Genomic DNA, 24,043 nt, shown 5'->3' with positions numbered 1-24,043 from the left:
AGCCCCCTTTGGATCTTCATACTGCTTGGCGATCCTCTTACCACCGAGGCAACTATGTCAACTATCGTGGCATTCCACGGCGTTCATCGCGCGATTCGCGCCACAGCTGTGGCAAGACCTGGTTGCATTCACTCGAAGCGGTTAACCTCCCGGCAGCCCCTTGAGTGCGGGGCCGCCTCGTGCGATCTAGGAGACCTACAGGTGACGGACGGCTTCTCGGTTCCGGGTCCGGCCGCCGGCGACCCTCTGGCGGCATCGGTCGCCCGGCTCGCCGACCTCGCGGACAAGCTCGGAATCAGCCACGACGAGGTCTTCGACGTCGACCTTCTCTCCGAGGCCTCTGGCGTGCCGGCCGATGTGGTCCGCGCCCTGCTGGACGGCCGCCCGGCCGGCGAGACGGACCTCCAGGCCCGCTTCCTGCAGCGCTTCGATCTCCTGCGCAGGACCCGGCTCAAGCCCAACGGCCGCCGGTACACCCAACAGGAGATCGCCGACGGCGCGGGCATGTCGCGCCAGCAGGCGGGCGCGCTGATCAACGGCGACCGACGGCCGACCATGGAGCACTGCGACGCGATCCAGCGGTTCTTCAAGGTCCATGCGGGCTTTCTGACCGCTGACGACTCCGACGCGCTCGTCGGCGCCCTGCATGCCACCGAGCAGAGTCTGCTTCAGGACATCGTGGGGGAGAGCGACCCGCTGGAGCGGCTGTTGCAGGACCATGGTGTGCGGGGCATCGCCTGGCGGGCGGCCCAATTGCCCACCGACAAGCACCGGGACAAGGTCACGGAGTGGCTCGACCTGCTCCTCGAGAGCGTCAGGCCGACGGACACCTGATTTCCGGACAGGCTCGGAGTCAGGACGTGTCCCGACGCGTGCGCGCGGGGAAAGGAGAGCGGTGAGCATAGGCAAGGACATGCGCAGACTGTGCGGCGAGCTGGTCGCCGGAATCGACCTGCCGGCCCCCGCCGCCCCCGCCGATCTCTACGGTGCGCTGTGCGCGGGCATGAGCAGACACCGTGGCAGGCCCGTCCGTTACCGCATGGCCTCATTCCCGCCCGGCACCGCCAGCGGTCTCTGGCTCGACATGGCGGACCAGGATCTGATCGTCATCGAGGAGCGCACCGCCCCCGACCACCAGCTGGTCATTCTCGGTCATGAGCTGTGGCACATGAAGGCCGGGCACTGCAGCCACCACGTCGAGGGCGCCGCCGTCGCGGCACGCCTGCTCACCGACGAGGCCGACCTGCAGGCCACGGTGCTCAAGGTCGCCGCCCGGTCCCGCTCCGACCAGGCCGAGGAGCGCGAGGCGGAGAGCTTCGGGCTGCTGCTCGGCAGCAAGTGCCGTGCCTGGCTGGCCGGTTCGACCGGGCGCAGCCCGGTGCGCCGGGAGTGTGTCGCGGGTCGCATCGAGGCGTCCCTGGGATACCGCGGGCCACAGGGCTGATGCGTGGACGGACCCGACTACTACATACCGGCCGCCGCCCTCGGCGCCGCACTGGCGTTCAAACTGCCGGGGATGCTCCGCGACTGGCGTGATCCGCTGCTCCGTTCCGTGTGCGCCCTGCTTGTGCTCGCGGCCTGCACGTTCTTCTTCGCCGCGCCGCCCACCATCGCCGCGGTCAACCGCATCACCGGCATCCCCAACGTCTCGGCCCCGCTGGTCTACTGCATTCTGGCCGCGTTCAGCGCCTCCTGCCTGGTCCTGCTGGTCAACTGGCGCGGCGGCCCGCCGGAGGAGACCCGGCGCGTCTCCCTGCGCTGGGTCGTCGGCTACGGCGTCGTGGTCGTGCTCCTGATCGTCCTCTTCGCCCTCGGCGACGCACCCGAGGAGCGGCTGCGCGACCTCGACACGCACTACGCCACGACCCCGTACATCCGCGAGATGATCGTGCTGTACCTGGTCGGGCACAGCGTGGCGGCCGTCGGCATGACGGCGCTGTGCTGGCGCTGGTCCCTCCAGGTGTGCGGCTGGCTGCGCGGCGGACTGGTGGTCATCGTCTTCGGCTCGCTGTTCAACCTCGCCTACGGGGTGAGCAAGTTCTCCGCCGTCTTCGCCCGCTGGGCCGGCCACGACTGGGACGCGCTCAGCACCCTGGCCGCGCCGCCCCTCGCCTCCATCGGCGCGCTGCTCAGCGCCATCGGGTTCATCCTGCCGCTCGTCGGCCAGCGCCTGTCCGACAACTGGCATGCCTGGGCGGCCTACCGGCAGCTCGGCACCCTGTGGCGGGAGCTGCGCTCCGCGTCCCCTTCCGGCACACCCACGGTACGCATCTCCCCCCTCTCCCCCGTCGAACTGCGCGTCACCCAGCGCGAGTCCGACATCCACGACGGTCTGCTCCAGCTCGATCCGTACTTCGACCGCGGGCTGCGGACGAGCGCGTACGAGGAGGCGGTCGCGGCCGGCGCCGACACGCGGGAGGCACAAGCCGTCGCGGACGCCGCGATGGTTGCCGCCGCGCTGCGGGCCCGTGCCGCCGACCCCGAGGGCGAAGTCATAAGCTCGGCCCGGACCTACACGTCCGAGGCGACACAGGGACCGCGCGATCTGGTGCGTATGTCCCTGGCACTGCGTCATTCCCCCGTCGTCGCTGCAGCGCGCGTGCGCGCGGCCAGGTCAGAGAGCGGCACCCGATGAGTGATCCTGTGAGAACCGGCCGGAGCGCGCCCCGTACGGCGGTCGTGATCGGCGGCGGTCTGGCCGGCATGCTGGCCGCCGACGTCCTGCGTCCGTACGTCGCCGAGGTCACCGTCGTCGACCGCGACGCACTGCCGGACGGGCCGCACGCGCGCAGGAGCCTGCCGCAGGCCCACCACGCCCACTTGCTGTGGTCAGGTGGTGCGCGGGTTATCGAGGCGCTGCTGCCCGGCACCACGGAGCGCTGGCTCGCGGCGGGCGCCCGCCGCATCCCGCTGCCGACCGGGCTGGTGTCCATGTCGGCGCTGGGCTGGTTCCGCCGCTGGCCGGAGATGCAGTTCCTCATCGCGTGCAGCCGTGACCTCCTCGACTGGGTGATCCGCGAACAGGTCACCGCCCGGCCTGGGATCACCGTCCTGCAGCGCACCGAGCTGCTGGGCCTCCAGGGCGACGCGGCGCGGGTGTCGGGCGTACGAGTGCGCGGCGCGGACGGAGACGAACGCGTGCTCCCCGCCGACCTCGTCGTGGACGCGAGCGGCCGCGGCTCGCGGACGCCCGACTGGCTGAGGGCGCTCGGCTCCGGCGAGGTCCGCGAGGAGAAGGTCGACTCCGGGCTCGCGTACGCCAGCCGTCTCTTCCGGGCGCCCGCGGGGACCGCGCAGTTCCCCGTGGTCAATGTGCAGGCGGACGCACGGGAACCGCGGCCGGGGCAGACCGCGACCATCGTGCCCATCGAGGGCGGCCGCTGGCTGGTGACCCTGTCCGGCACCCGTGGGGGCCAGCCCACCAGCGCCGCCGACGAGTTCGAGAACTTCGCCCGCTCGGTGCGTCACCCGATCGTCGGCGAGCTGATCGCCCACGCCGAGCCGCTCACCGACGTCGTGGTCAACCGCAGCACGGTCAACCGGCGGCGCTACTACGAGAAGGCCGCCGACCTGCCGGAGGGCTTCGTCGCCATCGGCGACGCGGTCGCCACGTACAACCCGGTCTACGGGCACGGGATGTCGGTGGCCGCCCAGGGCGTGCTGGCGCTGCGCGAGGCCCTGGCGGCCCGGGGCGTCGGTGCGCCGGGGCTCGCCCGCGCCGTGCAGCGCGCGGTCGCCGGCCCCGTCTCGACGGCGTGGGACCTGGCCACCGGGCAGGACATCCTCTACCCGGGCGCGATCGGCAGGGAGCCGGGCGCGAGCGCGCGGGTGCTGCGGACGTACGTCGACCGCCTGATGCTGACCGCGACCGGGCGGCCCCTCGTCACCAAGGCACTGTTCGACGTGATGACGCTGTCCGCCCCCATCGCCTCACTCCTCAGACCGGAGATAGCGCTGGCGGTGCTGCGCGGACCGAAACTGCCACAGCTGCCCGGCCCGCCGCTGACGACAGACGAACTGCGTCTCGCGAAGGAGCGCCGGGGCGAGAGGGAGCCGGACGCGGCGGAGGCGTGAGGGCCCGGTTTGTCCCGGGCCTTGATGCCGACGGGCGGTCCCGGCCGGGTCGTTGGTGCGACGGCACGGCGGGGGCGTGGTGACGGGTCGGCTGCCCGTCCCGGCCCGTCCCGGCCCGGGCACAGGGCGAGGGGACGGCGGGGCCTGGTGCCGGGGGTCTGTCGGCTGCCCGTCCCGGCCGGGGCATGGTGCGACGGGGCGACGGGGCCGCGTGGCAAGGGCGGGCGGCGCCGGGTCCGTCGGGTGCGTCGTAGTTCTTCGGATGCCGGTCCATCGGGTTCTCCATGGGTGGTCCGTGCGGACCCGCTCGGGCTGATCCGGACGTGGCCGTTGCCGTACTGCGGCAGCGCGGCATCGCTTAGGCTCGGCCGCAATATGAACGGCAATCACACAGGCGTGGGACCGGTCGGCGGCGCGCGGGGCCGGGCGGGGCGTCACGCGCCGACTCCACTGGGGCCGAAGGCCGACCGGGAGACGGTCCGGCGGCACAACCTCAGCCTGGTCCTGCGCGCCGTGCGCGACGAGGGCGAGACCACCCGCGCCGGCGTCGCGGCACGAGTCGGGCTCACCCGTGCGGCGGTGTCGTCGCTGGTCGAACAGCTTCTGGAGAGCGGCTTCCTGTCGGAGTCCGGCAAGACCTTCAGCGGCCAGGCAGGACGGCCCGGCACGGTGCTGAAGGTCGCGCGCACGGGCGTCGCGGGCTGCGGCGTCGAGATCAACGTCGACTACGTCTCCGTGTGCGTGGTCGACCTCGCGGGCACCGACCGCGTGCGCCTCGTGGAGCACCTCGACAACCAGGGCGCACCGCCCGGCCTCGTCCTCGGCCGCGCGGCCGGGATCGCGGCGCGCGCGCTGGCCTCGGCCGCCGAGCAGGAGCTGCGCCCGGTGGGGGCGGCGCTGGCGCTGCCGGGCCTGATCGCGGACGGATCCGTCCGCCACGCCCCGAACCTGGGATGGACGGCGGTCGCGGCCGAAACCCCGTTCGCCGAGGCCCTCGCCGCACTGCGGCCCGGTGCGCCCGCCCTGCCGGTGCGCTCCGAGAACGAGGCCAACCTCGCTGCGCTCGCCGAGCTGTGGTTCGGCGGTCTCGGCGACGTACGCAGCTTCCTCTATCTGACGGGCGAGATCGGCGTGGGCGGCGCGCTGGTCCTGAACGGCGAACTGCTGCGCGGCGCGCACGGATTCGCGGGCGAGATCGGGCATGTGTCCGTCTCCGACGACGGCCCCTTGTGCCGCTGCGGATCCCGCGGCTGCCTGGAACAGTACGCGGGCCAGTCCGCGCTGCTGCGGGCGGCGGGCATCGACGAGGGAGCCGGCGCGGCGGGCGTGGTGGAACTGGAGGGCCGCGCCCGCGCGGAAGAGCCCCGGGCGGTGGCGGCGCTCACGCAGGCGGGGGCGATGCTGGGCCGGGTGCTGTCGGGAGCGGTGAATCTCTTCGACCCGGACGCGGTGGTCCTGGGCGGGATCTATCGCCCGCTGCTGCCGTGGCTCGCGCCGCCGACGGGCGCGGAGCTGTCGACCCGGGTGGTCTCGGGCCTCTGGCCGCCGGGCAGCACACGCCTGCGCGCCTCGTCCCCGGCGGCGGACGCGGCACGGGGCGCGGCGGCCCTGACGGTCCAGGACGCGCTGGCGGACCCGATGGGGTACGGGGGGCGCGGTCGCTGACGCGGGGGTTGGTCCCGCCGGCCCAGGATGAGGAACCGGCGAGGAGATACGCGGCGCCCTCGCCCGGGGAGGCGTACGCGCAGGTGCTGCCCGCCACCCGGCAGCACGCCGCGCCCGGGCTCAGCCGGCCGCCCCCAGGAGGTGGTCCATCGCCAGCTGGTCCAGGCGCTCGAACGCCATTCCCCGCTCGGCCGCCGCGTCGACATCGAACTCCTCGTACGCGCCCCGGTCCGCGAGCAGCCCCGCGAGGCCGTCGTCCGCCGTCGGGCGGGCCAGTTCGTCCAGTCGCGCGGCGCGCAGCGCCTTGGACACCTCCGGATCGGCACGGAAGGCCGCCGCGCGCTCCTTGAGGATCAGGTAGTTGCGCATGCAGCCGGCCGCCGACTCCCACACGCCGTCGGAGTCCTCGGTCCTCGGCGGCTTGAAGTCGAAGTGGCGCGGGCCGTCGTAGCCGGCCGTCTCCAGCAGGTCGACCAGCCAGAACGCCGCCCGCAGGTCGCCCGCGCCGAAGCGCAGGTCCTGGTCGTACTTGATGCCGTTCTGGCCGTTCAGGTCGATGTGGAAGAGCTTGCCCGCCCACAGGGCCTGCGCGATCGAGTGCGGGAAGTTGAGACCGGCCATCTGTTCGTGACCGACCTCCGGGTTGACGCCGTACAGTTCGGGCCGCTCCAGGCGTTCGATGAACGCGAGCGCGTGGCCGACCGTCGGCAGCAGGATGTCGCCGCGGGGCTCGTTGGGCTTTGGTTCGATCGCGAAGCGCAGGTCGTAGCCCTGCTCGGTGACGTACTCGCCGAGCAGGTCGAACGCCTCCTTCATACGGTCCAGGGCGACGCGTACGTCCTTGGCCGCCCCCGACTCCGCGCCCTCGCGACCGCCCCACGCCACATACGTCTGCGCGCCGAACTCGGCCGCGAGGTCGATGTTGCGGAGGGTCTTGCGCAGCGCGTACCGGCGCACGTCGCGGTCGTTCGCCGTGAAGCCGCCGTCCTTGAAGACCGGGTGCGTGAAGAGGTTGGTCGTGGCCATCGGCACGACCAGGCCCGTCTCGTCCAGCGCCTGCCGGAAACGCTTGATGTGTGACGCGCGCTCGCTGTCGCTCGCGCCGAAGGGGATGAGGTCGTCGTCGTGGAAGGTCACTCCGTACGCGCCGAGACCGGCGAGCCTGCGGACCGATTCGGCGGGATCCAGGTGGGGCCGCGTCGCGTCGCCGAAGGGGTCACGGCCCTGCCAGCCGACGGTCCACAGACCGAAGCTGAACCGGTCGCCGGGGGTGGGTGCGAAGTGTTCCGTCATGACCTTGTCCACCTTTGGAGCGCTGGTTTGTTTTCTTACCTTACTAATAATGCACACCCCGCCACGATCACAGAAGCACCGCAACCTCTGTTGCACCCGACCGGACGTGGCGTAATTTGTTCTCCGCTCGGCCAAATAGGGGCCATGGCGGAACGAGAGGTGGAGCAATGCCGACAGACGCGGTCGTCATCGGGGTGGACAGCTCGACCCAGTCCACGAAAGCGGCGTTCACCGACGCCACCACGGGCCGGCTGCTCGCCGTGGGCCGCGCCCCGCACCGCGTCGACGGCGAGGGCGGCGCACGCGAGAGCGACCCCGAGGTCTGGTGGCGGGCACTGCGCGAGGCGGTCGCGGGCGGCCTCAAGGAACTGAGGGCCACGGGTGCCGACGCGTCCGCGGTCAGCGGCATTGCGGTCGCCGGCCAGCAGCACGGCCTCGTCGTCCTCGACCGGGCCGGGGTTCCGCTGCGCCCCGCACTGCTGTGGAACGACACCCGCTCGGCACCCCAGGCCGCGGCGCTGACCGGCGCACTGGGCGGCCCGGACGCCTGGACGGCGCGCACGGGCTCGGTTCCGGTCGCGTCCATGACGGCGGCGAAGTGGCAGTGGCTGCGGGAGAACGAGCCCGCTACCGCCAAGGCCGCGGCGGCCGTACGGCTCCCCCACGACTTCCTGACCGAGCGCCTGGCGGGCACCGCGGCCACCGACCCGGGGGACGCGTCGGGCACCTGCTGGTACTCCACCGCGACGGGCGCGTACGACCCCGAACTGCTCGCCCTCGTCGGCCTCGACGCCGCCCTGCTGCCGCCCGTGGCGGCGACCGGCGGCGCCCGCGTCGGCACGCTCACGGCCGCGGCCGCGGCCGAGCTCTGCCTGCCGGCCGGGACCGCCGTGGCCGCGGGCACCGGCGACAACATGGCCGCCGCGGTCGGTCTCGGTCTCGGCGGTCAGGGGCTGCTCGACCATCCGGCGCTGAGCCTTGGCACATCGGGCACGGTCTTCGCCGCGACCCGCACCCGGCCCGCGTCGCCTCTGCTCGCCGGATTCGCGGCGGCGGACGGCACCTACCTGCCACTCGCCTGCACCCTCAACTGCACGCTGGCCGTGGACAAGATCGCGGCGCTGCTCGGCCTGGACCGCGATGCCGCCGAGGCGGGCGGGGAGCTGGTGGTCCTGCCGTACCTCGACGGGGAACGCACCCCCGATCTGCCCGCGGCCGCCGGTCTGCTCACGGGCCTGCGACACACCACCACCCGTCAGCAGATCCTCGGCGCGGCCTACGAGGGCGCGGTGGTCACGGTGCTCCGCGCCCTCGACGAGGTGATGCGCGCCTGCGGCGAGGACCCCGCATCGCCGGCGGCGGCCGCGCGCCCACTGCGCCTGGTCGGCGGCGGCGCAAAGGGCCGCCACTGGATCGAGACGGTACGCCGCCTGTCCGGCCGGCCCGTGCTGATCCCCGACAGCACCGAACTGGTGGCACTGGGGGCCGCGGCACTGGCGGCGACGGCGGCGACGGGCGAGGACGCCGTATCGGTCGCGACGGGCTGGGGAACGGGCGACGGCCGGGAACTGCCGCCGCTGGACCGGGACATGGAGACATGGGACCGGGTCTCCTCGGTGCTGACCCGCGCGACCCCTGCGTTGCTGACGTGACCTGAAGGCGGGGGCCCGGGGCTCGCGGGGCCCGTGACCCGCGACGGCCCCATGTCCGCTGACGGGACGCCCACCGCCCGGGAGCCCGCCCGCCAACGGCACCGGGCCGCCGAGGTGACTCGTGCGGGGTGGGTGGTGCGAGACGGGCCCGTTCCCGCCGACGTGACGCCCCGTGGCGGGCGGCCCGCCGTGGCGCGGCGCCCCGCCGGTCTGACGCTCACGAGCCGTGAACCGGCCCGCCCGCCACCGTGCCCGCCGGCCTGGCAACGCCCGCCGGCCGTGGCCCGCCCACGGCAACATGCCCGCCGCCCTGACAAGACCCACGGACGACGGCCCGCCCCTGACCGTCACGTCCGCAGGTCGAGGTCCAGGTCCAGATCGAGGTCCTCGAGCTCCAGCTCCGCGTCCACGTCCAGGTCGAGGTCCTCGTCCCCGAGGCCGAGATCCTCGTCCAGGCCCAGGCCCTCGTCCAGGTCCAGTTCGTCGACCGGATCGAGGTCCAGGGTGGGCGCTGCGCCGGCCGGCGCGCGGTCGCCGCGCAGAGCGATCTCGGCGCGGACCACGCTGCCCGTCTCCGTGCGGTGCGCGACTGTGCGGGACGCGTACGCATCGACCAGGCGCAGGCCGCGCCCGCAGGGCACGTCGGCGTCCAGCGGCTCCTGCCGCGGATTGGGGCGCGACTTCCAGCAGCCCGCGTCCATGACCTCGACGACCAGCGCCTCACCTCGGACACTGATCACCGTGGACACCCACGGGCTACCGCTGTGCATCACCACATTTGTGACGAGTTCGGTGACGATCAAGGACAGCGCCTCGTCGAAGTGCTCGGCGAGCCGCCATCGACGTGCGACGGCCCGGGCGAAGCGCCGTAGTGCGCGCGCGGCCTCCGGCGAGGCCGGCATCGCGCAGTGGGCCAGGCTTCGCAGAGCAGAGGTGGGTCCGATCCCATCCGGGTCCGGGTCCGGTGCACGTTCTATGGCAATCACTTGGGCTCCTGTTCGGCCGGGCTACGTCGCCCTGACCAAGGTCCAGCGGCCGGGAGGGCGGTACACGCCTCTCCGGGCCGTCGACAGCCATGCAGATCTTCTGCGGCAGCTCAACATTGGTGGCCGTGCACGGACGGAGCAATCAGGGACACTGAAACCCGTATACGTAAAGAATCGAAATGCCCCGGAACCTCCTAGGAGAGTGATTCGGTGGACACTCTGAGTGACCTCGCGGCGGACCGCTGGCTGACACGTGTGCTCACCCACGGCGGCGGGGAGGCCGACCCCACGGGCGAGCCTGCTCTGCTGCTGATCGAGGGCGCGGCCGGCACCGGCAAGTCGCGGCTGGCGCGGCGGCTCACCGAGGCCGCGCGGGCACACCCCGACGCCGAGGCCGCGCGGGCGCACACCGTGACCGAGGCCGCGCGGGCACACACCGTCACCGTGACCTTCTCCTCCTTCGGTGTGTCCGTGATGGAGTCCTTCGGCGTGTCCGAGACCGGGCAGCACGGCCGCCCCACCCCCTCCGCACCACCCACACATGCCGCGGCGTCGTGGCCCGCGCGTCCACCGGCACCCGAGCCCGGCGCCGACCTGCCGGCCGCCCTGGCTCCGCTCCTTTCGGCCGGCAGCCGGGACAGCCCCGGTGCCGCGCGGGCCACCGGGGCCACCGGCGACCGGCCCGTCCTCCTCGTCGCCGAGGACGTCCATCTCGCCGACGACCCCTCGCTGGACCTGCTGCGCCGTCTCGTCGCGCAGCCGCCCCCCGGACTGGCCGTCGCCCTGACCTACCGTCCCGAGGAGCTGCGCGACCCCGGACTCGTCCTGGGGCGCGGCGCCTGCTACCCCGCCGCGCTCACCGTGCAGCGGATACGGCTCACAGCCCTCGACGTGGAGCAGGTGCGCGAGCTCGTGGAGGAGGGACTCGGCGCGGACTGCGGCCCCTCGGAGCTGTTCGCCCGGATCCGGCAGCGTTCCGGCGGCAACCCCCAGGTCGTCACCGATCTGGTGCGTCTGCTGCGCGAGACCGGGGAGCCGCGCGAGCGGTACTCGCTCAGGGACCTGGACAGCGCCGGTGTCCCGCCCCGTCTGGCCGACCTCGCCCTCGCCCGTACCGCGGCGCTGGAGACGCGGATGCGCCGCGCCGCCTGGGCCGCCGCCGTGCTCAGCGATCCCGCCGAGGCCGAGGAGGTCACGGCGGTGGCGGGGCTCGCGGGCGAGGAGGGCACCAGGGCGCTCGTGGGCGCACTGCGCGGAGCCGTGCTGACCGAGGACGAACTCGGCAGGTACAGCTTCTTCGTACCGCTGGCCGCCGCGGCCGTGTACGACGAGGTGCCGGGCCCGGTCCGCCGCCGGATGCACCGCAGGGCGGCCGCCGTGCTCGCCCGCAGGCAGCCGGTGCCGTGGGGTCCGCTCGCCCGGCACCGGCGCCACGGCGGCGAGATCGGCGGCTGGCTGCGCTCGGTGGAGCGGGCCGCGCTGGAGCGGGCGGCGGCGGGCGACCACCAGGCGGCGATCGACCTGCTGGAGGAGACGCTGTCGCTGCCCACGGTTCCGCCGCAGGCCCGTGCCCGTCTGGCGCCGCTGCTCGCGCACAGTGCGGTGCTGGGACTTCGTTCCGAGCAGACGGTGAGCGTGCTGCGGCAGATCGTCGACGAGCAGACGCTGCCGCCCGCGGTCCGCGGCCAGATCCGCCTGGACCTGGGCCTGCTGTTGTGCAATCAGGCCGTGGCCGGGATGCAGGGCTGGCTGGAGCTCCAGCAGGCGGTGGAGGAGTTGCAGGAGCGGCCGGTGATGGCGGCCAGGGCGATGGCCGCGCTGGCGATGCCCCTGCTGTCGACGGTCCCGCTGGAACGGAACCTGTACTGGCTGGAGCGGGCCGAGAAGGCGGGCGCGGACAGCGGCGACGAGGAGGCACGCACGGCGGTGGCCGCCAACCGCGTCGGCACGCTGATGTACGTGGGCGACCCGTCCGCGTGGCAGGCGCTGGAGCTGCTGCCGAGGGACACCGACGACGCGGTGTACCAGCAGCATGTGGCCCGGGGGTTGTGCAACGCGGCGGACGGCGCGCTGTGGCTCGGCCAGCTCTCCCCCGCCCGCGAACTGCTCGCGGAGGGCGTGGAGCTGGCGGCCCGCAGCGGCGCGGCGTATGTGGAGCAGGGGGCGGGCGGCACGTCGCTGCTGCTGGACTGGGCCTCGGGCGCCTGGTCGGATCTCACCGCCCGCGCCCGGGCGTTCGTGGCCGAGTCCGACACGATGCCGGGCGTGGCCCTCGACGGCCGCATCGTGCTGGGGCTGCTCGCGCTGTCGAAGGGCGAGTGGCAGCAGGCGACGGCGTGGTTGGCCGGCGAGGGCCCCCGCGCACCGGACGGGACGTCCGTGCCGCACATGGCGACCGCCTCCGGCGCCCTGATCCGTATGGCGCTGGTGCGCGACGACGTCGACACCGCCGTGGAGGAGGCGTCGATGGCGTGGGACCGGCTGCGGGACAAGGGAGTGTGGGTGTGGGGCGCGGAACTGGCGCCGTGGGCCGTGGAGGCGACACTGCGCGCGGGCCGGCGCCCCACGGCGCAGAGCATGGTCGCCGAGTACGCCGCGGGTCTCCAGGGACGCCAGGCGCCCGCCTCGGACGCGGCATTGCAGTGGTGCCGTGCGCTGCTCGCCGAGGCCGACGGCGACCCGGGCGGGGCGGCGGAGCTGTTCCGGCAGGCGGCGCTCGTGTACGCGGGACTGCCGCGGCCGTACTCGGCGATCCTGGCCACCGAGGGCGCCGCCCGCTGTCTGCTGGACGGTGGCCGGGACACGGAGACCGCGGTCGCCGAACTCACCTCGTGCGTCCAGCAGTTGACGGAGCTGGGGGCGGTGTGGGACGCCGCCCGCATCCGGGCGATGCTGCGCGCGCACCAGCCCGCGGACGGGCAGCGTCCCCGCGGCCGCCCCGCTTACGGGGACCAGCTGTCACCGCGCGAGCAGGAGGTCGCCGATCTGGCGGCGACCGGGCTGACGAACCGGGAGATCGCGGCGACGCTGCACCTGTCACCGCGCACGGTGGAACAGCATGTGGCCCGGGCCCGCCGCAAGCTGGAGTCGCAGTCACGGCAGACGCTGTCCCGGGCGCGTTCGCAGCGCGCCGACTAGGCACGGCGGGGGCGCGCGGTTTCTTTGCGTATCCGTAAATCGGCGGTACGGATGGCGGTCCGGAAGCCGCGGCCGTAGCGTCCTGCCGGTGCCCGGGGTCACCGGGTGTCGAACGGCCGTGCCGACCCCCCACACCGACGGCGGCGCGGACGTACGGCCATGGGAGCCCGGCCCCCGGGCACGACGCCGCCGCGCTGCCGCTGCTCGCACGCGGCCGTGACGGGCCGAGGGTCGGTGCGGCAGGCCTTCGAGGCGGTGCGGCCCGTGCGGGGGCGGCTTTGTCAGCCGGCGTTCACCGGTCGGCCGGCAGGTCGTAGACGCGGCGGACGCTGGTGCCCAGACGGGAGATGTCGGCGCCGTAGACATGCAGCGATATCGCGGTCCCCGGCCCCGCGTTCCGCACGCGGTGGATGTCCCCGGGCGGCGCGAAACCGCAGAACTCGCCCTGCCGGGACACCACATCGGCGGTGGCGACGAGCCGCGCCGCGGTACGCGGGCCGTCGGCGGGGACGAGCCGGTAGCGCCGTTCGTACTCCTCCCCCTGGTGCACTCCGGTGGTGCACCAGGACACATGGTCGTGCACCAGGGTGCCCTGTCCCGGGAGCCAGACGAGGGCGACGAGCGAGAAGCTGCCGTCGTGTTCCGCGTGCAGAAGGTGCTGGCGGTAGCGCTCCGGATCGCTTGCGCACTGCTCCGGCGTGAGCAGGTCGTCCGCGCCGAGGTGCGGGGCGAGGCGCTCGCCGACGAGTTGGGCGGTCGGGTCGGGCGGCAGGCCGCGTCCGACCGCCTCGCGCACGCCGTCGATCAGCGAGTCGAGGCGGGCGGTGGTGCGGGCCGCGGTGAATGCGGTGGGAGGTGGTGTCGTCATACGGGCAGCGTCCGGGCACACCCACTGTCACGTCCAACAACGATGTGTTGGGTTCTCCCAAGCAGCGCTTATGAGACAAGGTGGTGGAGACGGCTCCTTCGTCCGGGCTGCGGTCAGCAGCCGACCTTGTTCGCGGCCACCGTCCGCAGCTCCTCCAGCACGCGCGCGGTGGCGGGAATGCGCAGGTGCTCCCGCAGCACGTAGGCGAAGATCTTGCGGCGCGAGAAGGGCTGGAGTGGACGGCCGGTGACCTTCTCGTGGCGCATGAAGTTCAGGACGAGCGCGGGGGTCATCGCCACCCCGAGCCCTTCGGCGACCAGGCTCTGCACGGCGAGGTTGTCGTCCGTCATGAAGGCGATGTCGGGCACGAAGCCGGCTTCGGCGCACTCGTGAAGAAGGTTGGCACGACAGCGCGGGCAACCGGCGATCCAGCGCTCGCCGGCCAGATCGGCCAGTCGCACCATGCGTCGCCGCGCGAGGGGGTGGGGCCGTGGCAGCAGGACGGTCAACCGGTCCTCGAGGAGCGGGATCTCGACCAGCTCACCGGGTACCTGCTCGCGCAGTCCGGGATAGCTGAAGGCGAGGGAGATGTCGCATTCACCGCGCGCCAGGCGGTGCAGCGACTCGGGCGGCTCGTTCTCCAGCAGGTCGACCCGGATGCCGGGATGGGAGGCGCTCAGCCGGGCGAGCGTCTCGGGCACAAGGGTGGAGTTGGCGCTGGGGAATGCGCACAGGCGGACCCGGCCGGAGCGCAGCCGGGTCAGGGCGTTCATCTGCTCCTGCGCGGCCGCCATGGAGTCCAGGATGCTTCGCGCGTGCCGTGACAGCGCCTCTCCGGCCTCGGTGAGCCTCATGCGGCGCCCGACGCGTACGAAAAGGGCGGAGCCGACGTCCCGTTCGAGGGCCTTCATCTGCTGGGTCACGGCGGGCTGGGTGTAGCCGAGGGCGCGGGCGGCGGCCGAATAGGAGCCGGTCCTCACGACTTCGTGGAAGGTCTTGATGTGCCGGGAATCGAACACCAGCGCATCATAGGCGGGGGCGCAACCATAAGCGGGATTTGGGGTGGCGCTCGGGCAGGCGGCGGGGCGGCCGGGACCACCCCCTGGGGGCCCTGCTCCTGTCCTACGGCTTGCGGGCCACGGCTCCGTACAGGGAGATCACCGCGTCCTCGTTCACGGACTCGCCCACTGCGAGCTCCGGGTGCCACTGCGTCAGTTGGACGACGCCGGGCTCGACGAGCTGAAGTCCGTCGAAGAAGCGGGTCACCTCGGCATGCGTACGCGGAGCGAGAGTGACGCCGCCCGCGGAGTACATCTGCACACCACGCATGACGGCGGCAGGGTCGAGGTCGGCGGTCAGCTGGGACAGGACCAGGTGGCTGCCGGAGGGCAGGGCGTCCACGAGCTCCTTCACCAGGTCGTACGGGCGGTCGTCGTCGCTGAGGAAGTGTGTCAGGGCCACCAGCGACAGGGAGACGGGCCGCGTGAAGTCGAGGGTCTTGCGCGCCTGCTCGAGGATGCGGGCGGGGGCGCGCACATCGGCCTGGATGTAGTCGGTGGCCCCTTCGGGGGTGCTGCGCAGCAGGGCCGAGGCGTGTGTGAGGACGATGGGGTCGTTGTCGGTGTAGACGACGCGGGACTCGGGTGCCGCGGTCTGGGCGATCTGGTGCAGGTTGGGCTCGGTCGGGATGCCGGTGCCGATGTCGAGGTACTGGCGTATCCCGGCTTCGCGCGCCATCCAGCGGGTGACGCGCTGCATGAACCAGCGGTTGGTCTGCGCCACATGCTTGGCGGTGCCGTCGACTCCCATGATCTGCCGGCCGAGCTCCTCGTCGACCGGGTAGTTGTCCTTGCCGCCGAGGTACCAGTCGTACACCCGGGCCGGGTGCGGCTTGCTGGTGTCGATCCGTGCGGCGGCCGGCTCGGTCCCGGTCATACGAGGCTCCCTCGATGCGTCTGGCCCAGCTCCTTGGACCTGATCGATCAGCGATCCTCGCAGGCGGTACCGATGGCGGCAAGTAACTCACCCCCGCGCCAGGTGAGTTCACGCACCGCGAGGGGAACAAGAGGTATGGAAAGGCAGCGTCCGGCGCGGGTCAATGCAATGACCGCATGCGCCGCGAACGCATCGGAGGTCACACGGAACATGAACAGACCCTGGTCACGTCCGCCCCGGCCCCTTCCGCGCACGGCAGCCGTCGCTTCGCTGGCGACCGTGACGGCCCTGGCGGCGACGGCGTTCACCGCCGCCCACGCCGCTCCCGCCTCCCCCTCCCCCTCCCCCTCTCCCTCTCCCTCCGCCCACGGCACCACGCAGGTGGTCAGTTGGGCCGCGAGCGCCGACCGGCTCGGCGCGGCGGCGCAGGACCTGACGTACCGCCTCGTCGTCCACACCAGCGCGGGCGGCAGCGCCCTGCGCATCCGCCTCTCCAACGCCTTCGGCGAGCAGCCGGTGACCTTCGGCAGCGCGCAGGCCGGGCTGCGGGCGTCGGGCGCGGCCGTCGTCCCCGGCACCAACCGCGCCCTGACGTTCGGGGGCGCCCGTTCCGTGACCGTCCCGCCCGGGGGCCTGGTCCACAGCGATCCGCTGCCCGGCAGCGTACGGCCGGGTTCGGACCTGGTCGTCAGCCTGTACGTGCGGCAGGCGGCGGGGAGGGCGACCGGACACCGGATGGCTCTGCAGACGTCGTACGTCGCACCGCTCGGCGACCACGCGGCCGACGAGTCGGCGACGCCGTACACCCGCACCGTGCGTTCCTGGTTCTACCTCGACGCCGTGGTCGTCGATGCCCGGCCGGGCATCGGCGCGGTCGCCGCCCTGGGCGACTCCATCACCGACGGCGCCTCGTCCACCCCGGACGCGAACCGCCGTTGGCCGGACCTGCTCGCCGCTCGCCTGAACAGCGATCCCACCACCAGGATCAAAGGCGTGGCCAACGAGGGCATCTCCGGCAACAAGGTGCTGAGCGACGGCTCCGGCGAGAGCGCCGAGAAGCGGCTGGAGCGTGATGTGCTGTCCCAACGGGGCGTTCGGACGATGGTCCTGTTCGAGGGCGTCAACGACATCAAGGCGGCTTTGGCGCCCACGGCGGAGGAACTGATCGCCGGCTACCGCCGGATCGTCGGCCGGGCGCATGCGGCGGGCGTCTGCGTGGTGGGCGCGACGGTCATGCCGTACGAGGGCTGGCGCGAGTGGACAGCGGGCGGCGAGGCCGTACGGCAGCAGGTGAACGCGTTCATCAGGGACGGCGGGCTGTTCGACGAGGTGGTCGACTTCGACGCGGCGGTCAGGGACCCCGCACGCCCGTCAAGGATGCTGCCGGCGTACGACGGCGGTGACCATCTCCACCCCAACGACGCGGGAATGCGGCGGACCGCCGAGACGGTGGACACCGACCAACTGCGCTGCACAAGAAGGCCGGCTCGCTGAGGCGTGTCCCGCAAGATCCTTTGAGCGCTGCGAACGGAGCCGAAGCGCGATAGTTGTCACACAGGCAGGCGTGTTGTCACCAACGGGGCTGCGGGCCTTTTGTCGATTGCTCTGGCGAAGCTGCTCGGCGTGTGGATCGAGCAGCGGCTTGAGGTCCGGTCTCCGCTTCCAGAGGTGCCGCACTCGATGTGCCCGCCCTCACCGCCCATGGCAGTTCGCGTGTGCCGGGCCCGTTTTGGGCGCGTCCGCAGGCCGGTCGTCAGGGCAGGGCGAGGACGTCGTCGATCGCGGACCGGATTGTTTCGTCCGGGAGGATCGCCCGGTAGTCACCGTACGTCGACAGCGGCTGGTCGATTCCCTGCACCGTACGCAGGACCGCCCGCACCGCCGGGGAGGGCGTCGGCGAACAGCTCGCGCCGGGCGAAGAAGCCGATCTTCGGTTGCTGTCGAAGGTCTTCTGCCGGCCCGCGGTGTAGGTGACGGCCACGTTTCACGCCGGCGGGATGCCCGGGACCCACGCCCAGCGGAGCCTCCCCAACGCTGACGCGTCCACGCCGATGCGCGGCGGCTTCCTCCTTCAGACGGACGCGGCGGTCTCCGCCTTGGTGATGAGCGTGTCGAGGAGCGAGAGCAGGGCGCCAAGGGCGTCCTGACGGGAGCGGGCGTCGAGCAAGAGGATGGGCGTGTTCGGGTCACGCAGGTGCAGCGCCGCCCCGATCTCCTCCGGGGTGTAAAGCTGCTCGCCGTTGAAGCAGTTCGCGCCGACCACGAACGGAAGCCCGCGGCTCTCGAAGAAGTCGACAGCCGGGAAGCTGCGGTCAAGGCGCCGGGTGTCGACCAGCACGATCGCTCCGAGAGCCCCGTTCAGCAGGTCGTCCCACATGAACCAGAAGCGCTCCTGGCCCGGCGTACCGAACAGGTAGAGGACGACTCCGGCGTCGGTGAGGGTGATACGGCCGAAGTCCATCGCGACGGTGGTCACCGTCTTGGACTCGATGCCGTCGAGGTCGTCCACGCCGACACCTGCGGCCGTCAGCCGCTCCTCCGTACGCAGCGGCTCGATCTCGGAGACCGTCTCGACCAGCGTCGTCTTGCCGACGCCGAATCCCCCGGCGATCAGGACCTTGACGGGGGCTGCTTCCTGGGCAGGGGATTCATATACGGGCAAGGCTGTCCCTGATTCTCATGAGCAGGTGGACATTGGTGGTCTCGGCCTCCGCCAGCGGCGGCCGGTGGTGGATCAGCCCGCGGTCCGCGAGTTCGCCGAGCAGGACCGTCATCGGAGTGAGGCGCATGTGCATCCGGGCCGCGATCTCGGCGACCGCCCGCCCGTCCGGCGCAGGGCACATGGAGAGGATGGCCTGCCACTCCGTGGGCAGGCCACCGTGGGCGTCCGCGGCGACCGCCGCCGTGATCGTGGTGTCCATGGTCAGGACGGTGTGCGGAGCGGCTGTACGGCCATCGGTCAGTGCGTACAGCCGAGTCCGGCGGCGGCCTCCGTGCTGCGGATCGTCGGGCATTACGACGCGGACGCCTGGCTGCGCTCAGGTGTGCCCAGCCACTCGCCGAGCGCTTGCGCGGTCCGCACCGCCTCGCCGCCCAACTCCCCGAGCCGTGCTTTGCGGGAGGTCACGACGATGAGCGTGCTGCCCTCCCCGCACCCGACGATGCAGAGATACCTGTCGTCCATCTCGACCAGCTGGCGGATCACCCGGCCACCGTCGATCTCCCTGGATATCGCCTTCATCGTGGCCGCGATTCCGGAGGACGCCGCGGCGATGCGCTCCGCCTGTGGCCGGTCCAGCAGGTAGGCGCTGAGCTTGATCCCGTCATTGGACAGGAGCACGGCTCCCTGGACACCGGCGATCCTGCTCAGATTGTTGTCCAGGATGCTGTAGATCATGTCGTTCGATGTCGTCGTCATGGCCGATCCTGTCGGAGCTCTTGTTCCACTGTCTGGGTTCCGTGTTCGTAGTCCGCCCATGCGTCGGCCACCTCTTCAGGTGTCGCCGCGTTCTGAGCGACCACAGGTTCCGATGCGCGTGGCTCGCGCAGTTGCTCGGCGATATGGGCCTGCGGGACACGCTCGGGCAGGGCGGGCCGCGAGTCGCCGTCCGAGGCCACGGACCGCACCGGGAGCGTGCTCTCCTGCAACCGCTCATGCCTCCGACGGCTCGGCAGACCGGACCGCGAATGCAGGACCAGCTCGGGCTTGCGTTCATCGAGGCGGCGCGGTGCGGGGACGGGCTCGGCGGGTACAGGCTCGGCGGAGACGGGCTGAGGGGGAACGGGCCGCACCGACTTGCGTGACTGTTCCCGCTCGGTCGGCACGAGCAGCTCCTTGGGAATGATCACAATGGCCGACGTCCCGCCGTACACCGACCTGCGCAGCGTGACCGTGGCCTGGAGCTGCTCGGCGAGGTGGCCGACGACGAAGAGACCCAGCCGGTGTGCGTTCTCCGCCAGGACGGCGTACGGCGGGGCCGAGTGGAGCCGCCTGTTCATCTCCTCGTAGCTCGCGGGGGTCACTCGCGGACCGCGGTCCTCGATCTCGACCGACAGACCGTCGGCCACCAGGTCGGCCCGGATGACGACCTTCGACTTCGGCGGGGAGAATCGGGTGGCGTTGTCGAGCAGCTCTGCAAGGAGGTGGCTGATCTGGCTGATCACACGCGGTTCCACGCTGATCTCGTCCAGGGCCTGCCGCTCGATCCGCCGGAAGTCCTCGACCTCCGCGGCGGCCTCGCGCAGCAGGTCGGCGACGCGCATGGGCTCGGTGTGCGGGTCGGGGATCTCACCGCCCGCCAGGATGAGCAGGTTCTCGATCTGCCGCCGCATGCCGACCGTCAACTGGTCGGATCGCATCAACTGGGCGAGGAGCGCTTCGTCGTGGCCGAAGGTGTCCTGGAGGTCTTCGGTGAGGCTCAACTGGCGGCTGACCAGATTGCCGGTGCGTGAGGCGATGCCCGCGGCGAACATGCCGAAGCCATGTCGCTCGTCCGCGAGTGTCCTGTGCCCGTCGACGGATACGGCGACGACCCGGGCGAACGCGTCGCTGATACGTCCCACTTCGTCCCGGTCTCCGCGGACCGTGGGCAGCGTGTCTGCTGCGACGAGTTGACCCCGCTGCAGGCGGTCGACGACGTCCGGCAGCGTGTCCTCGGCGATGGTCACCGTGCGTTCGTGCAGACGGCGCAGGCGGCGCAGCACCGAGCGCGTGGTGAACACGACGACGGCTGCGACAAGCAGCAGCGCGCCGCCGCTCGCCGTGATCAGCCAGGCGACCCCCGCCTCGAGCTCCGACGCCTTGGCGTCGGCCTGCGAGAGCAGTCCCCGCGCCCGGTTGGCGTTCAGCGTGTCCAACTGCGGCGCCCACTTCTCGCGCGCCGCCGACCAGCCGCTGACGTCCCTCGGCAGCTTCACGCCGAACCGCGTGTCCGTGTGCTCGGACACGACCTCGTCCTCGATGCGGGTCTTGGTCCGCCACGCGTCCGAGTGGGCCATCTGCGCGTAGAGCTCGTTCTCCTCGGCGGGCAGATAGGGCACGATCCACATGTCGTACAGGTACCTGTGTGCGCCGATGGCGTTGACGATGTCGGCGAACCTGGAGGTTGTCAGTTCCCTGGACGGCCCGGCCTGCGCGAGGATCGTGTCCTGCTGCGCCATCATCTCGGAGGCCGAGAACATGGCGACGGCCACGCGGCCTTCCTGAGTGAGCCCGCCGTCTTCCGTGTGGCTGAACTCGTCCTGGTAGAAGCGGACCATCTGGCTGATGACGCCGGTGTAGTAGGCGATCGCACTGTCGGCGCTGCCGCTGCGGGCGTCCGCGCGTTCGCGGAAGGCATCCAGGTCGTCGAGGCCCTCCCGCACCTCCAGGAGGCGACGGTCAGCCTGCTCGGATCGCGCCCCACCGGTGGACGAGGACCGGCGGAACTCGGCGGCGGCCCGGTCCGTGGCGGCGCGCCGCTTCCGCAGGTCGTCCTCGGGCACGGCAGAGCCCGCCCACAGCGCGGCAGTCATCGTCCGCTCGGCCTGCATCTCGACCATGAGCTCGTACAGGGGTACGCCGATCCGCTCACCGGCCACCACGTCAGCGCGCAGGTGCTGCGCGTCGTCCAGCAACCGGTTCGCGGTAACGACGGTTTGGGCACCCATCGCCACTGTGGGGACCACCGCCAGCCAGATGAGCAGCGTACGCAGGCGCAGGGTACGGCGCCGACGAACCGTCGACCGGCCTCGTGACCCTTCGGGTTCTATGGGAGACATCAATCCTCGGGAGCGGGGGAAGTGGGCGACAGGCCGACAGCCGGGCCAGGCGCAGTCCTGGGGAGGGGACTGGGGGAAACGGCCGGTCCGGCTTCGGTGGGACGTAGGGGTGCCGATCATAACCAGCCACGCGGAGAAATAGAGAGCTTGCGGCAGTGATCAATTGCATGGTATTGACCCAGGAAGCGTTGCGGACCACAGGCTGCGCCGGACCAACCGGTACCTCGAAGGGATCCGGCACCCCGTACTGCCCCCCTCAGCTGACGGCCGGCCATACCGGCTGGACGCACTTCGTGCACTACGCCACCGAAGTCCGAGCCCCTGGTGCTCTATCCGCACGAGGCGGGGCGTCTGTCGTCCGGGACGATGCGCAGCCTGTCCTTGGCCAACTTCAGCGCCTGCTGCCGACCGGCGTCCCAAAGGACGACGGTCCCGCCCGCGTCGCCCACCTTGAGGTAGGGGCGCGAGGGAACGAACTCGCCGCCCTCGACGGGTATCTCCTCAGCCTTGCCGATGGGATGGGCGCACACCCATTCCGGAGCGATCCCGAAATAGGCGACAGGAGTGCGGCCGCCCTTCGCCGCCGCCACCGCCTGACTGCCGGCTCTTCCCGCGGACAGCACGCCGAGCTCCAGGGCACCCTGGAGCAGCAGCACGAGACTCACGACAGCGAGCACGACGTTGCCGAACCAGCGGTCCTTCACGTACAGGTGCAGGTGCTTCATGTATCCCAGGAGAGCAAGCGCGGCGAGCCACAGGCTCATGCAGACCGTGAGCTTCACCGAGGCCGCGAACTGGTAGGCCCGCGGAATCTCGACATCCTCCAGGTTGAGCCCGAACGCGTCCAGGTAGAAGGTGTGCAGCCCGAGGCCGAGCGACGGCAGGAAGCCGAGGGAAATGGGCAGGAGAGCCGGCAGCAACCAGGGCGCGGTGCGCTGCCAGCTCCACTGCCGGACGAGCAGCCGGATCCCGTTGAACACCAGGCCTGCCGCGAAGCCGTAGACGATGACGCGCGAGCCCCAGCCCGAGCCCGGCTCGGTACGCACCATATGGGCACCGAACACCGCACTCGTAGCGCCGAGTACGACGCCGACGACAAGGGCGGCCGCCTTCGATGTGGCAGGGAACGCCTGGCGGAATACGAAGGCCGTGGCGAGGACCGCTCCGAGCCCGATCACGGCGAAGCCCCACCAGGAGTCGAACCCCTGCGCATGACGGTCGGCGATGCGCGCTCCGGCCCACAGCGCCAAGGCCATGAGCATGAGCAGCCGGGCGAGCAGCCGGCCGGATTCACGCCGCCTGCCGAGATCGGTACGCGGGCCGGTGCCCATGGGCCGGCGGGCGGCAACCCTTCCCGGCTGGAGGGCGGTTCCCGGCAGGGCGCGCGTCGCCAGATGCTGAGCTGCTGACGCCGAAGTGGCGGTGATCAGACGCCCGGTGTCCCGGACCCCCAGGTTCTCTGCCTGCCACAGCATCGACCGTTCTGCCCAGCGCCTCCACCGGGGCAGCGGAGCAGAACGGGGGTGGGCCTGCGGACGGCGGTAGGCGAACCAGTGGGGCCGGTCGACGGGATCGCGGACCACACGGTCGACGACCTCGACGTTCAGGTCCAGCAGCAACTCGTCGGAGATGGCTTCGATCCGCTCGCGTGCTCCCCTGACGGCGTTGAAACGGCTGCCGGGGAAGCGCGCCTCGATGGTGTACCAGGCCCTTCGCTCGGTGACCTCGGAGCCGGTACCACCACGCTTCTCCAGGACGGGCCAGCCCCGGGCCGCGAGCGCCTCCTCGAACATGTCGCACTCGATCCGGGTCCCCCGCAGCTCGATGAGCGCAACCGCTCGCTGATCGAATCTCGACGCCTTGGGCACGGGTCTCTGTTCCCTTTCGGTGTGCGGCCGGGCCGTGTCAGTGGTCCGTGAGAGAGTCGGCTCTCACCATGCACCACGGGAGTGACACATGACCGTACTGCCCGAGATCACCGGGCGTGACGAATTCGCTGCGCTGATCGTCCGGACCGCATTCGGCGACGAGGCCGCGTGGCAGGCCGGTGGCGGATCTGGCTCAGCCGTGGGGAGTTGAGGGCGAGTAGGAGGCCCATGTCCACCTCGTGGACATTCCCGCCCGGGGCCGGTGCAACGCCCGGCGACGTCGTCGCCGCGGTGAGGGCCGACGAGACTTGTGCGTGGTGTTCCTCGCCGACAGCGTCACGATGCAGTGCGCGCAGCGGGGGCTGTTGGCCCGCGCCATCTACGACGAGGACGACGACTCGACCCGATGCACGGCCAGGAGCTGATCGGCGACCCGCCGCCTCGGCAGTTTCGGACCGTCCCGGCAGGCGTCCACACCGTGCACGCGAACCTGTCGATCGCCGACATGGACTCCGAGGACTTCGCCGAAGCGGCGCTCACCGATCCGGGGGTGTGTTCCGATCCTTCTCGTAGGCCGGCGGGCCGCTGCGAACCGGTAGGGCGAGATAACCAGTTGAGATGCGCGTAGTGGGCTTGTGCGCCGACCGGCGCGTGCAGACTCCAGGGAACAGGGCGGGACAGTTCATACGCTCCAGGTCCGGGGCGACACCGTGTTCACCAGCTCTGCGAGACACTCGGTCTTCGCACTCCGCCTGCCGCAGTCCACGCGAACGGGCAACTGAGCGGCACACTCCCTGAATACCG

Annotated in this window: 22 protein-coding genes; 10 read left to right on the top strand and 12 right to left on the bottom strand. The window is 71.8% G+C overall.

Annotated elements, in window-relative coordinates:
• Positions 1 to 201: 201 nt before the first annotated feature.
• The 5 genes from J7E88_RS03695 (at position 202) to J7E88_RS03675 (ending at position 5,739) form a co-directional block, all read left to right on the top strand.
• Entirely contained in the window at positions 202 to 834 is a 633-nt protein-coding gene (locus tag J7E88_RS03695; RefSeq protein WP_215177108.1) for a helix-turn-helix transcriptional regulator, read from the top strand.
• Between the two features lie 79 nt (positions 835 to 913).
• The gene (locus tag J7E88_RS03690) at positions 914 to 1,444 is read left to right on the top strand and encodes a toxin-antitoxin system, toxin component (protein ID WP_215177469.1); all 531 of its coding nucleotides are present in this window, start codon (positions 914 to 916) and stop codon (positions 1,442 to 1,444) included.
• Positions 1,445 to 1,447: 3 nt separating this feature from the next.
• Positions 1,448 to 2,635, top strand: a complete 1,188-nt coding sequence (locus J7E88_RS03685; RefSeq protein ID WP_215177107.1) for an MAB_1171c family putative transporter — start codon at positions 1,448 to 1,450, stop codon at positions 2,633 to 2,635.
• Entirely contained in the window at positions 2,632 to 4,074 is a 1,443-nt protein-coding gene (locus J7E88_RS03680; protein WP_215177105.1) for an NAD(P)/FAD-dependent oxidoreductase, read from the top strand. Before J7E88_RS03685 ends, J7E88_RS03680 begins: the two co-directional genes overlap by 4 nt.
• Before the next feature lie 375 nt (positions 4,075 to 4,449).
• Positions 4,450 to 5,739, top strand: a complete 1,290-nt coding sequence (locus tag J7E88_RS03675; RefSeq protein WP_215177103.1) for an ROK family protein — start codon at positions 4,450 to 4,452, stop codon at positions 5,737 to 5,739.
• 120 nt (positions 5,740 to 5,859) lie between these two features.
• Here the strand turns inward: J7E88_RS03675 and xylA are convergent, their stop codons facing one another.
• Positions 5,860 to 7,032: a xylose isomerase gene (gene xylA / locus J7E88_RS03670; protein WP_215177100.1), complete on the bottom strand. Its 1,173-nt coding sequence runs from the start codon at positions 7,030 to 7,032 to the stop codon at positions 5,860 to 5,862.
• A gap of 167 nt (positions 7,033 to 7,199) precedes the next feature.
• Here xylA and xylB point away from each other — a divergent pair, with 167 nt between their 5' ends.
• Positions 7,200 to 8,684, top strand: coding sequence for a xylulokinase (gene xylB, locus J7E88_RS03665; protein ID WP_215177099.1), 1,485 nt, complete (start codon positions 7,200 to 7,202; stop codon positions 8,682 to 8,684).
• A 347-nt stretch (positions 8,685 to 9,031) separates the two neighbouring features.
• On the opposite strand, the gene J7E88_RS03660 is transcribed toward xylB, so the two are convergent.
• Complete coding sequence (locus J7E88_RS03660; RefSeq protein ID WP_308307266.1) at positions 9,032 to 9,670, bottom strand: ATP-binding protein; 639 nt, start codon at positions 9,668 to 9,670, stop codon at positions 9,032 to 9,034.
• Positions 9,671 to 9,880: 210 nt separating this feature from the next.
• Here J7E88_RS03660 and J7E88_RS03655 point away from each other — a divergent pair, with 210 nt between their 5' ends.
• Positions 9,881 to 12,808, top strand: a complete 2,928-nt coding sequence (locus J7E88_RS03655) for a LuxR C-terminal-related transcriptional regulator (RefSeq protein WP_215177097.1) — start codon at positions 9,881 to 9,883, stop codon at positions 12,806 to 12,808.
• 292 nt (positions 12,809 to 13,100) lie between these two features.
• Here the strand turns inward: J7E88_RS03655 and J7E88_RS03650 are convergent, their stop codons facing one another.
• From J7E88_RS03650 to J7E88_RS03635, 4 genes are all read right to left on the bottom strand, one after another.
• Positions 13,101 to 13,676 carry a cysteine dioxygenase family protein gene (locus J7E88_RS03650; RefSeq protein WP_215177095.1) on the bottom strand — a complete coding sequence of 192 codons (576 nt, stop codon included), beginning with the start codon at positions 13,674 to 13,676 and terminating at the stop codon, positions 13,101 to 13,103.
• A 113-nt stretch (positions 13,677 to 13,789) separates the two neighbouring features.
• The gene (locus tag J7E88_RS03645; protein ID WP_215177093.1) at positions 13,790 to 14,695 is read right to left on the bottom strand and encodes a LysR family transcriptional regulator; all 906 of its coding nucleotides are present in this window, start codon (positions 14,693 to 14,695) and stop codon (positions 13,790 to 13,792) included.
• A gap of 103 nt (positions 14,696 to 14,798) precedes the next feature.
• The gene (locus J7E88_RS03640) at positions 14,799 to 15,611 is read right to left on the bottom strand and encodes an SAM-dependent methyltransferase (RefSeq protein WP_215177092.1); all 813 of its coding nucleotides are present in this window, start codon (positions 15,609 to 15,611) and stop codon (positions 14,799 to 14,801) included.
• Between the two features lie 47 nt (positions 15,612 to 15,658).
• Positions 15,659 to 15,823 carry a hypothetical protein gene (locus tag J7E88_RS03635; RefSeq protein ID WP_215177090.1) on the bottom strand — a complete coding sequence of 55 codons (165 nt, stop codon included), beginning with the start codon at positions 15,821 to 15,823 and terminating at the stop codon, positions 15,659 to 15,661.
• Between J7E88_RS03635 and J7E88_RS03630 the strand changes: the two genes are divergently transcribed.
• A complete protein-coding gene (locus J7E88_RS03630; RefSeq protein WP_215177088.1) occupies positions 15,822 to 17,105 on the top strand; it encodes an SGNH/GDSL hydrolase family protein in 1,284 nt (427 codons plus the stop codon). The genes J7E88_RS03635 and J7E88_RS03630 overlap by 2 nt on opposite strands.
• A 259-nt stretch (positions 17,106 to 17,364) precedes the next feature.
• Here the strand turns inward: J7E88_RS03630 and J7E88_RS03625 are convergent, their stop codons facing one another.
• From J7E88_RS03625 to J7E88_RS03600, 6 genes are all read right to left on the bottom strand, one after another.
• Positions 17,365 to 17,592, bottom strand: a complete 228-nt coding sequence (locus tag J7E88_RS03625; protein WP_215177086.1) for a hypothetical protein — start codon at positions 17,590 to 17,592, stop codon at positions 17,365 to 17,367.
• 90 nt (positions 17,593 to 17,682) lie between these two features.
• On the bottom strand, positions 17,683 to 18,273 hold the full coding sequence (locus J7E88_RS03620) for an ATP/GTP-binding protein (RefSeq protein ID WP_251022029.1): 591 nt from the start codon (positions 18,271 to 18,273) through the stop codon (positions 17,683 to 17,685).
• Positions 18,260 to 18,625, bottom strand: a complete 366-nt coding sequence (locus tag J7E88_RS03615; RefSeq protein WP_215177084.1) for a DUF742 domain-containing protein — start codon at positions 18,623 to 18,625, stop codon at positions 18,260 to 18,262. Before J7E88_RS03615 ends, J7E88_RS03620 begins: the two co-directional genes overlap by 14 nt.
• Positions 18,625 to 19,029 carry a roadblock/LC7 domain-containing protein gene (locus tag J7E88_RS03610; protein WP_215177082.1) on the bottom strand — a complete coding sequence of 135 codons (405 nt, stop codon included), beginning with the start codon at positions 19,027 to 19,029 and terminating at the stop codon, positions 18,625 to 18,627. Before J7E88_RS03610 ends, J7E88_RS03615 begins: the two co-directional genes overlap by 1 nt.
• A complete protein-coding gene (locus J7E88_RS03605; RefSeq protein WP_251022028.1) occupies positions 19,026 to 21,260 on the bottom strand; it encodes a sensor histidine kinase in 2,235 nt (744 codons plus the stop codon). The genes J7E88_RS03610 and J7E88_RS03605 overlap by 4 nt, the downstream gene beginning before the upstream one ends.
• A 440-nt stretch (positions 21,261 to 21,700) precedes the next feature.
• Positions 21,701 to 23,239, bottom strand: a complete 1,539-nt coding sequence (locus J7E88_RS03600; protein WP_215177078.1) for a hypothetical protein — start codon at positions 23,237 to 23,239, stop codon at positions 21,701 to 21,703.
• 88 nt (positions 23,240 to 23,327) lie between these two features.
• On the opposite strand from J7E88_RS03600, the gene J7E88_RS36695 reads away from it, so the two are divergent.
• Together J7E88_RS36695 and J7E88_RS37290 are read left to right on the top strand one after the other, a co-directional pair.
• Positions 23,328 to 23,450, top strand: coding sequence for a hypothetical protein (locus tag J7E88_RS36695; protein WP_285427498.1), 123 nt, complete (start codon positions 23,328 to 23,330; stop codon positions 23,448 to 23,450).
• Between the two features lie 195 nt (positions 23,451 to 23,645).
• Positions 23,646 to 23,867, top strand: a complete 222-nt coding sequence (locus tag J7E88_RS37290) for a hypothetical protein (RefSeq protein WP_374196217.1) — start codon at positions 23,646 to 23,648, stop codon at positions 23,865 to 23,867.
• The last annotated feature ends 176 nt before the right edge of the window (positions 23,868 to 24,043 follow it).

Source organism: Streptomyces sp. ISL-10 (genome assembly GCF_018614575.1).
Lineage (GTDB): Bacteria > Actinomycetota > Actinomycetes > Streptomycetales > Streptomycetaceae > Streptomyces.
The sequence above is the reverse complement of the archived record's forward strand: the minus strand, read 5'-3'. Positions and strand labels throughout refer to the sequence as shown.

Excerpts from the sequence above, each read along its gene's own strand:
- J7E88_RS03690 (WP_215177469.1), top strand. The coding sequence starts at position 914 with ATGCGCAGACTGTGCGGCGAGCTGGTCGCCGGAATCGACCTGCCGGCC.
- J7E88_RS03680 (WP_215177105.1), top strand. The coding sequence starts at position 2,632 with ATGAGTGATCCTGTGAGAACCGGCCGGAGCGCGCCCCGTACGGCGGTC.
- J7E88_RS03675 (WP_215177103.1), top strand. The coding sequence starts at position 4,450 with ATGAACGGCAATCACACAGGCGTGGGACCGGTCGGCGGCGCGCGGGGC.
- xylA (WP_215177100.1), bottom strand. The coding sequence starts at position 7,032 with ATGACGGAACACTTCGCACCCACCCCCGGCGACCGGTTCAGCTTCGGT.
- xylB (WP_215177099.1), top strand. The coding sequence starts at position 7,200 with ATGCCGACAGACGCGGTCGTCATCGGGGTGGACAGCTCGACCCAGTCC.
- J7E88_RS03650 (WP_215177095.1), bottom strand. The coding sequence starts at position 13,676 with ATGACGACACCACCTCCCACCGCATTCACCGCGGCCCGCACCACCGCC.
- J7E88_RS03640 (WP_215177092.1), bottom strand. The coding sequence starts at position 15,611 with ATGACCGGGACCGAGCCGGCCGCCGCACGGATCGACACCAGCAAGCCG.
- J7E88_RS03630 (WP_215177088.1), top strand. The coding sequence starts at position 15,822 with ATGAACAGACCCTGGTCACGTCCGCCCCGGCCCCTTCCGCGCACGGCA.
- J7E88_RS03635 (WP_215177090.1), bottom strand. The coding sequence starts at position 15,823 with ATGTTCCGTGTGACCTCCGATGCGTTCGCGGCGCATGCGGTCATTGCA.
- J7E88_RS03615 (WP_215177084.1), bottom strand. The coding sequence starts at position 18,625 with ATGCCCGACGATCCGCAGCACGGAGGCCGCCGCCGGACTCGGCTGTAC.
- J7E88_RS03610 (WP_215177082.1), bottom strand. The coding sequence starts at position 19,029 with ATGACGACGACATCGAACGACATGATCTACAGCATCCTGGACAACAAT.
- J7E88_RS03605 (WP_251022028.1), bottom strand. The coding sequence starts at position 21,260 with ATGGGTGCCCAAACCGTCGTTACCGCGAACCGGTTGCTGGACGACGCG.
- J7E88_RS36695 (WP_285427498.1), top strand. The coding sequence starts at position 23,328 with ATGACCGTACTGCCCGAGATCACCGGGCGTGACGAATTCGCTGCGCTG.
- J7E88_RS37290 (WP_374196217.1), top strand. The coding sequence starts at position 23,646 with ATGCACGGCCAGGAGCTGATCGGCGACCCGCCGCCTCGGCAGTTTCGG.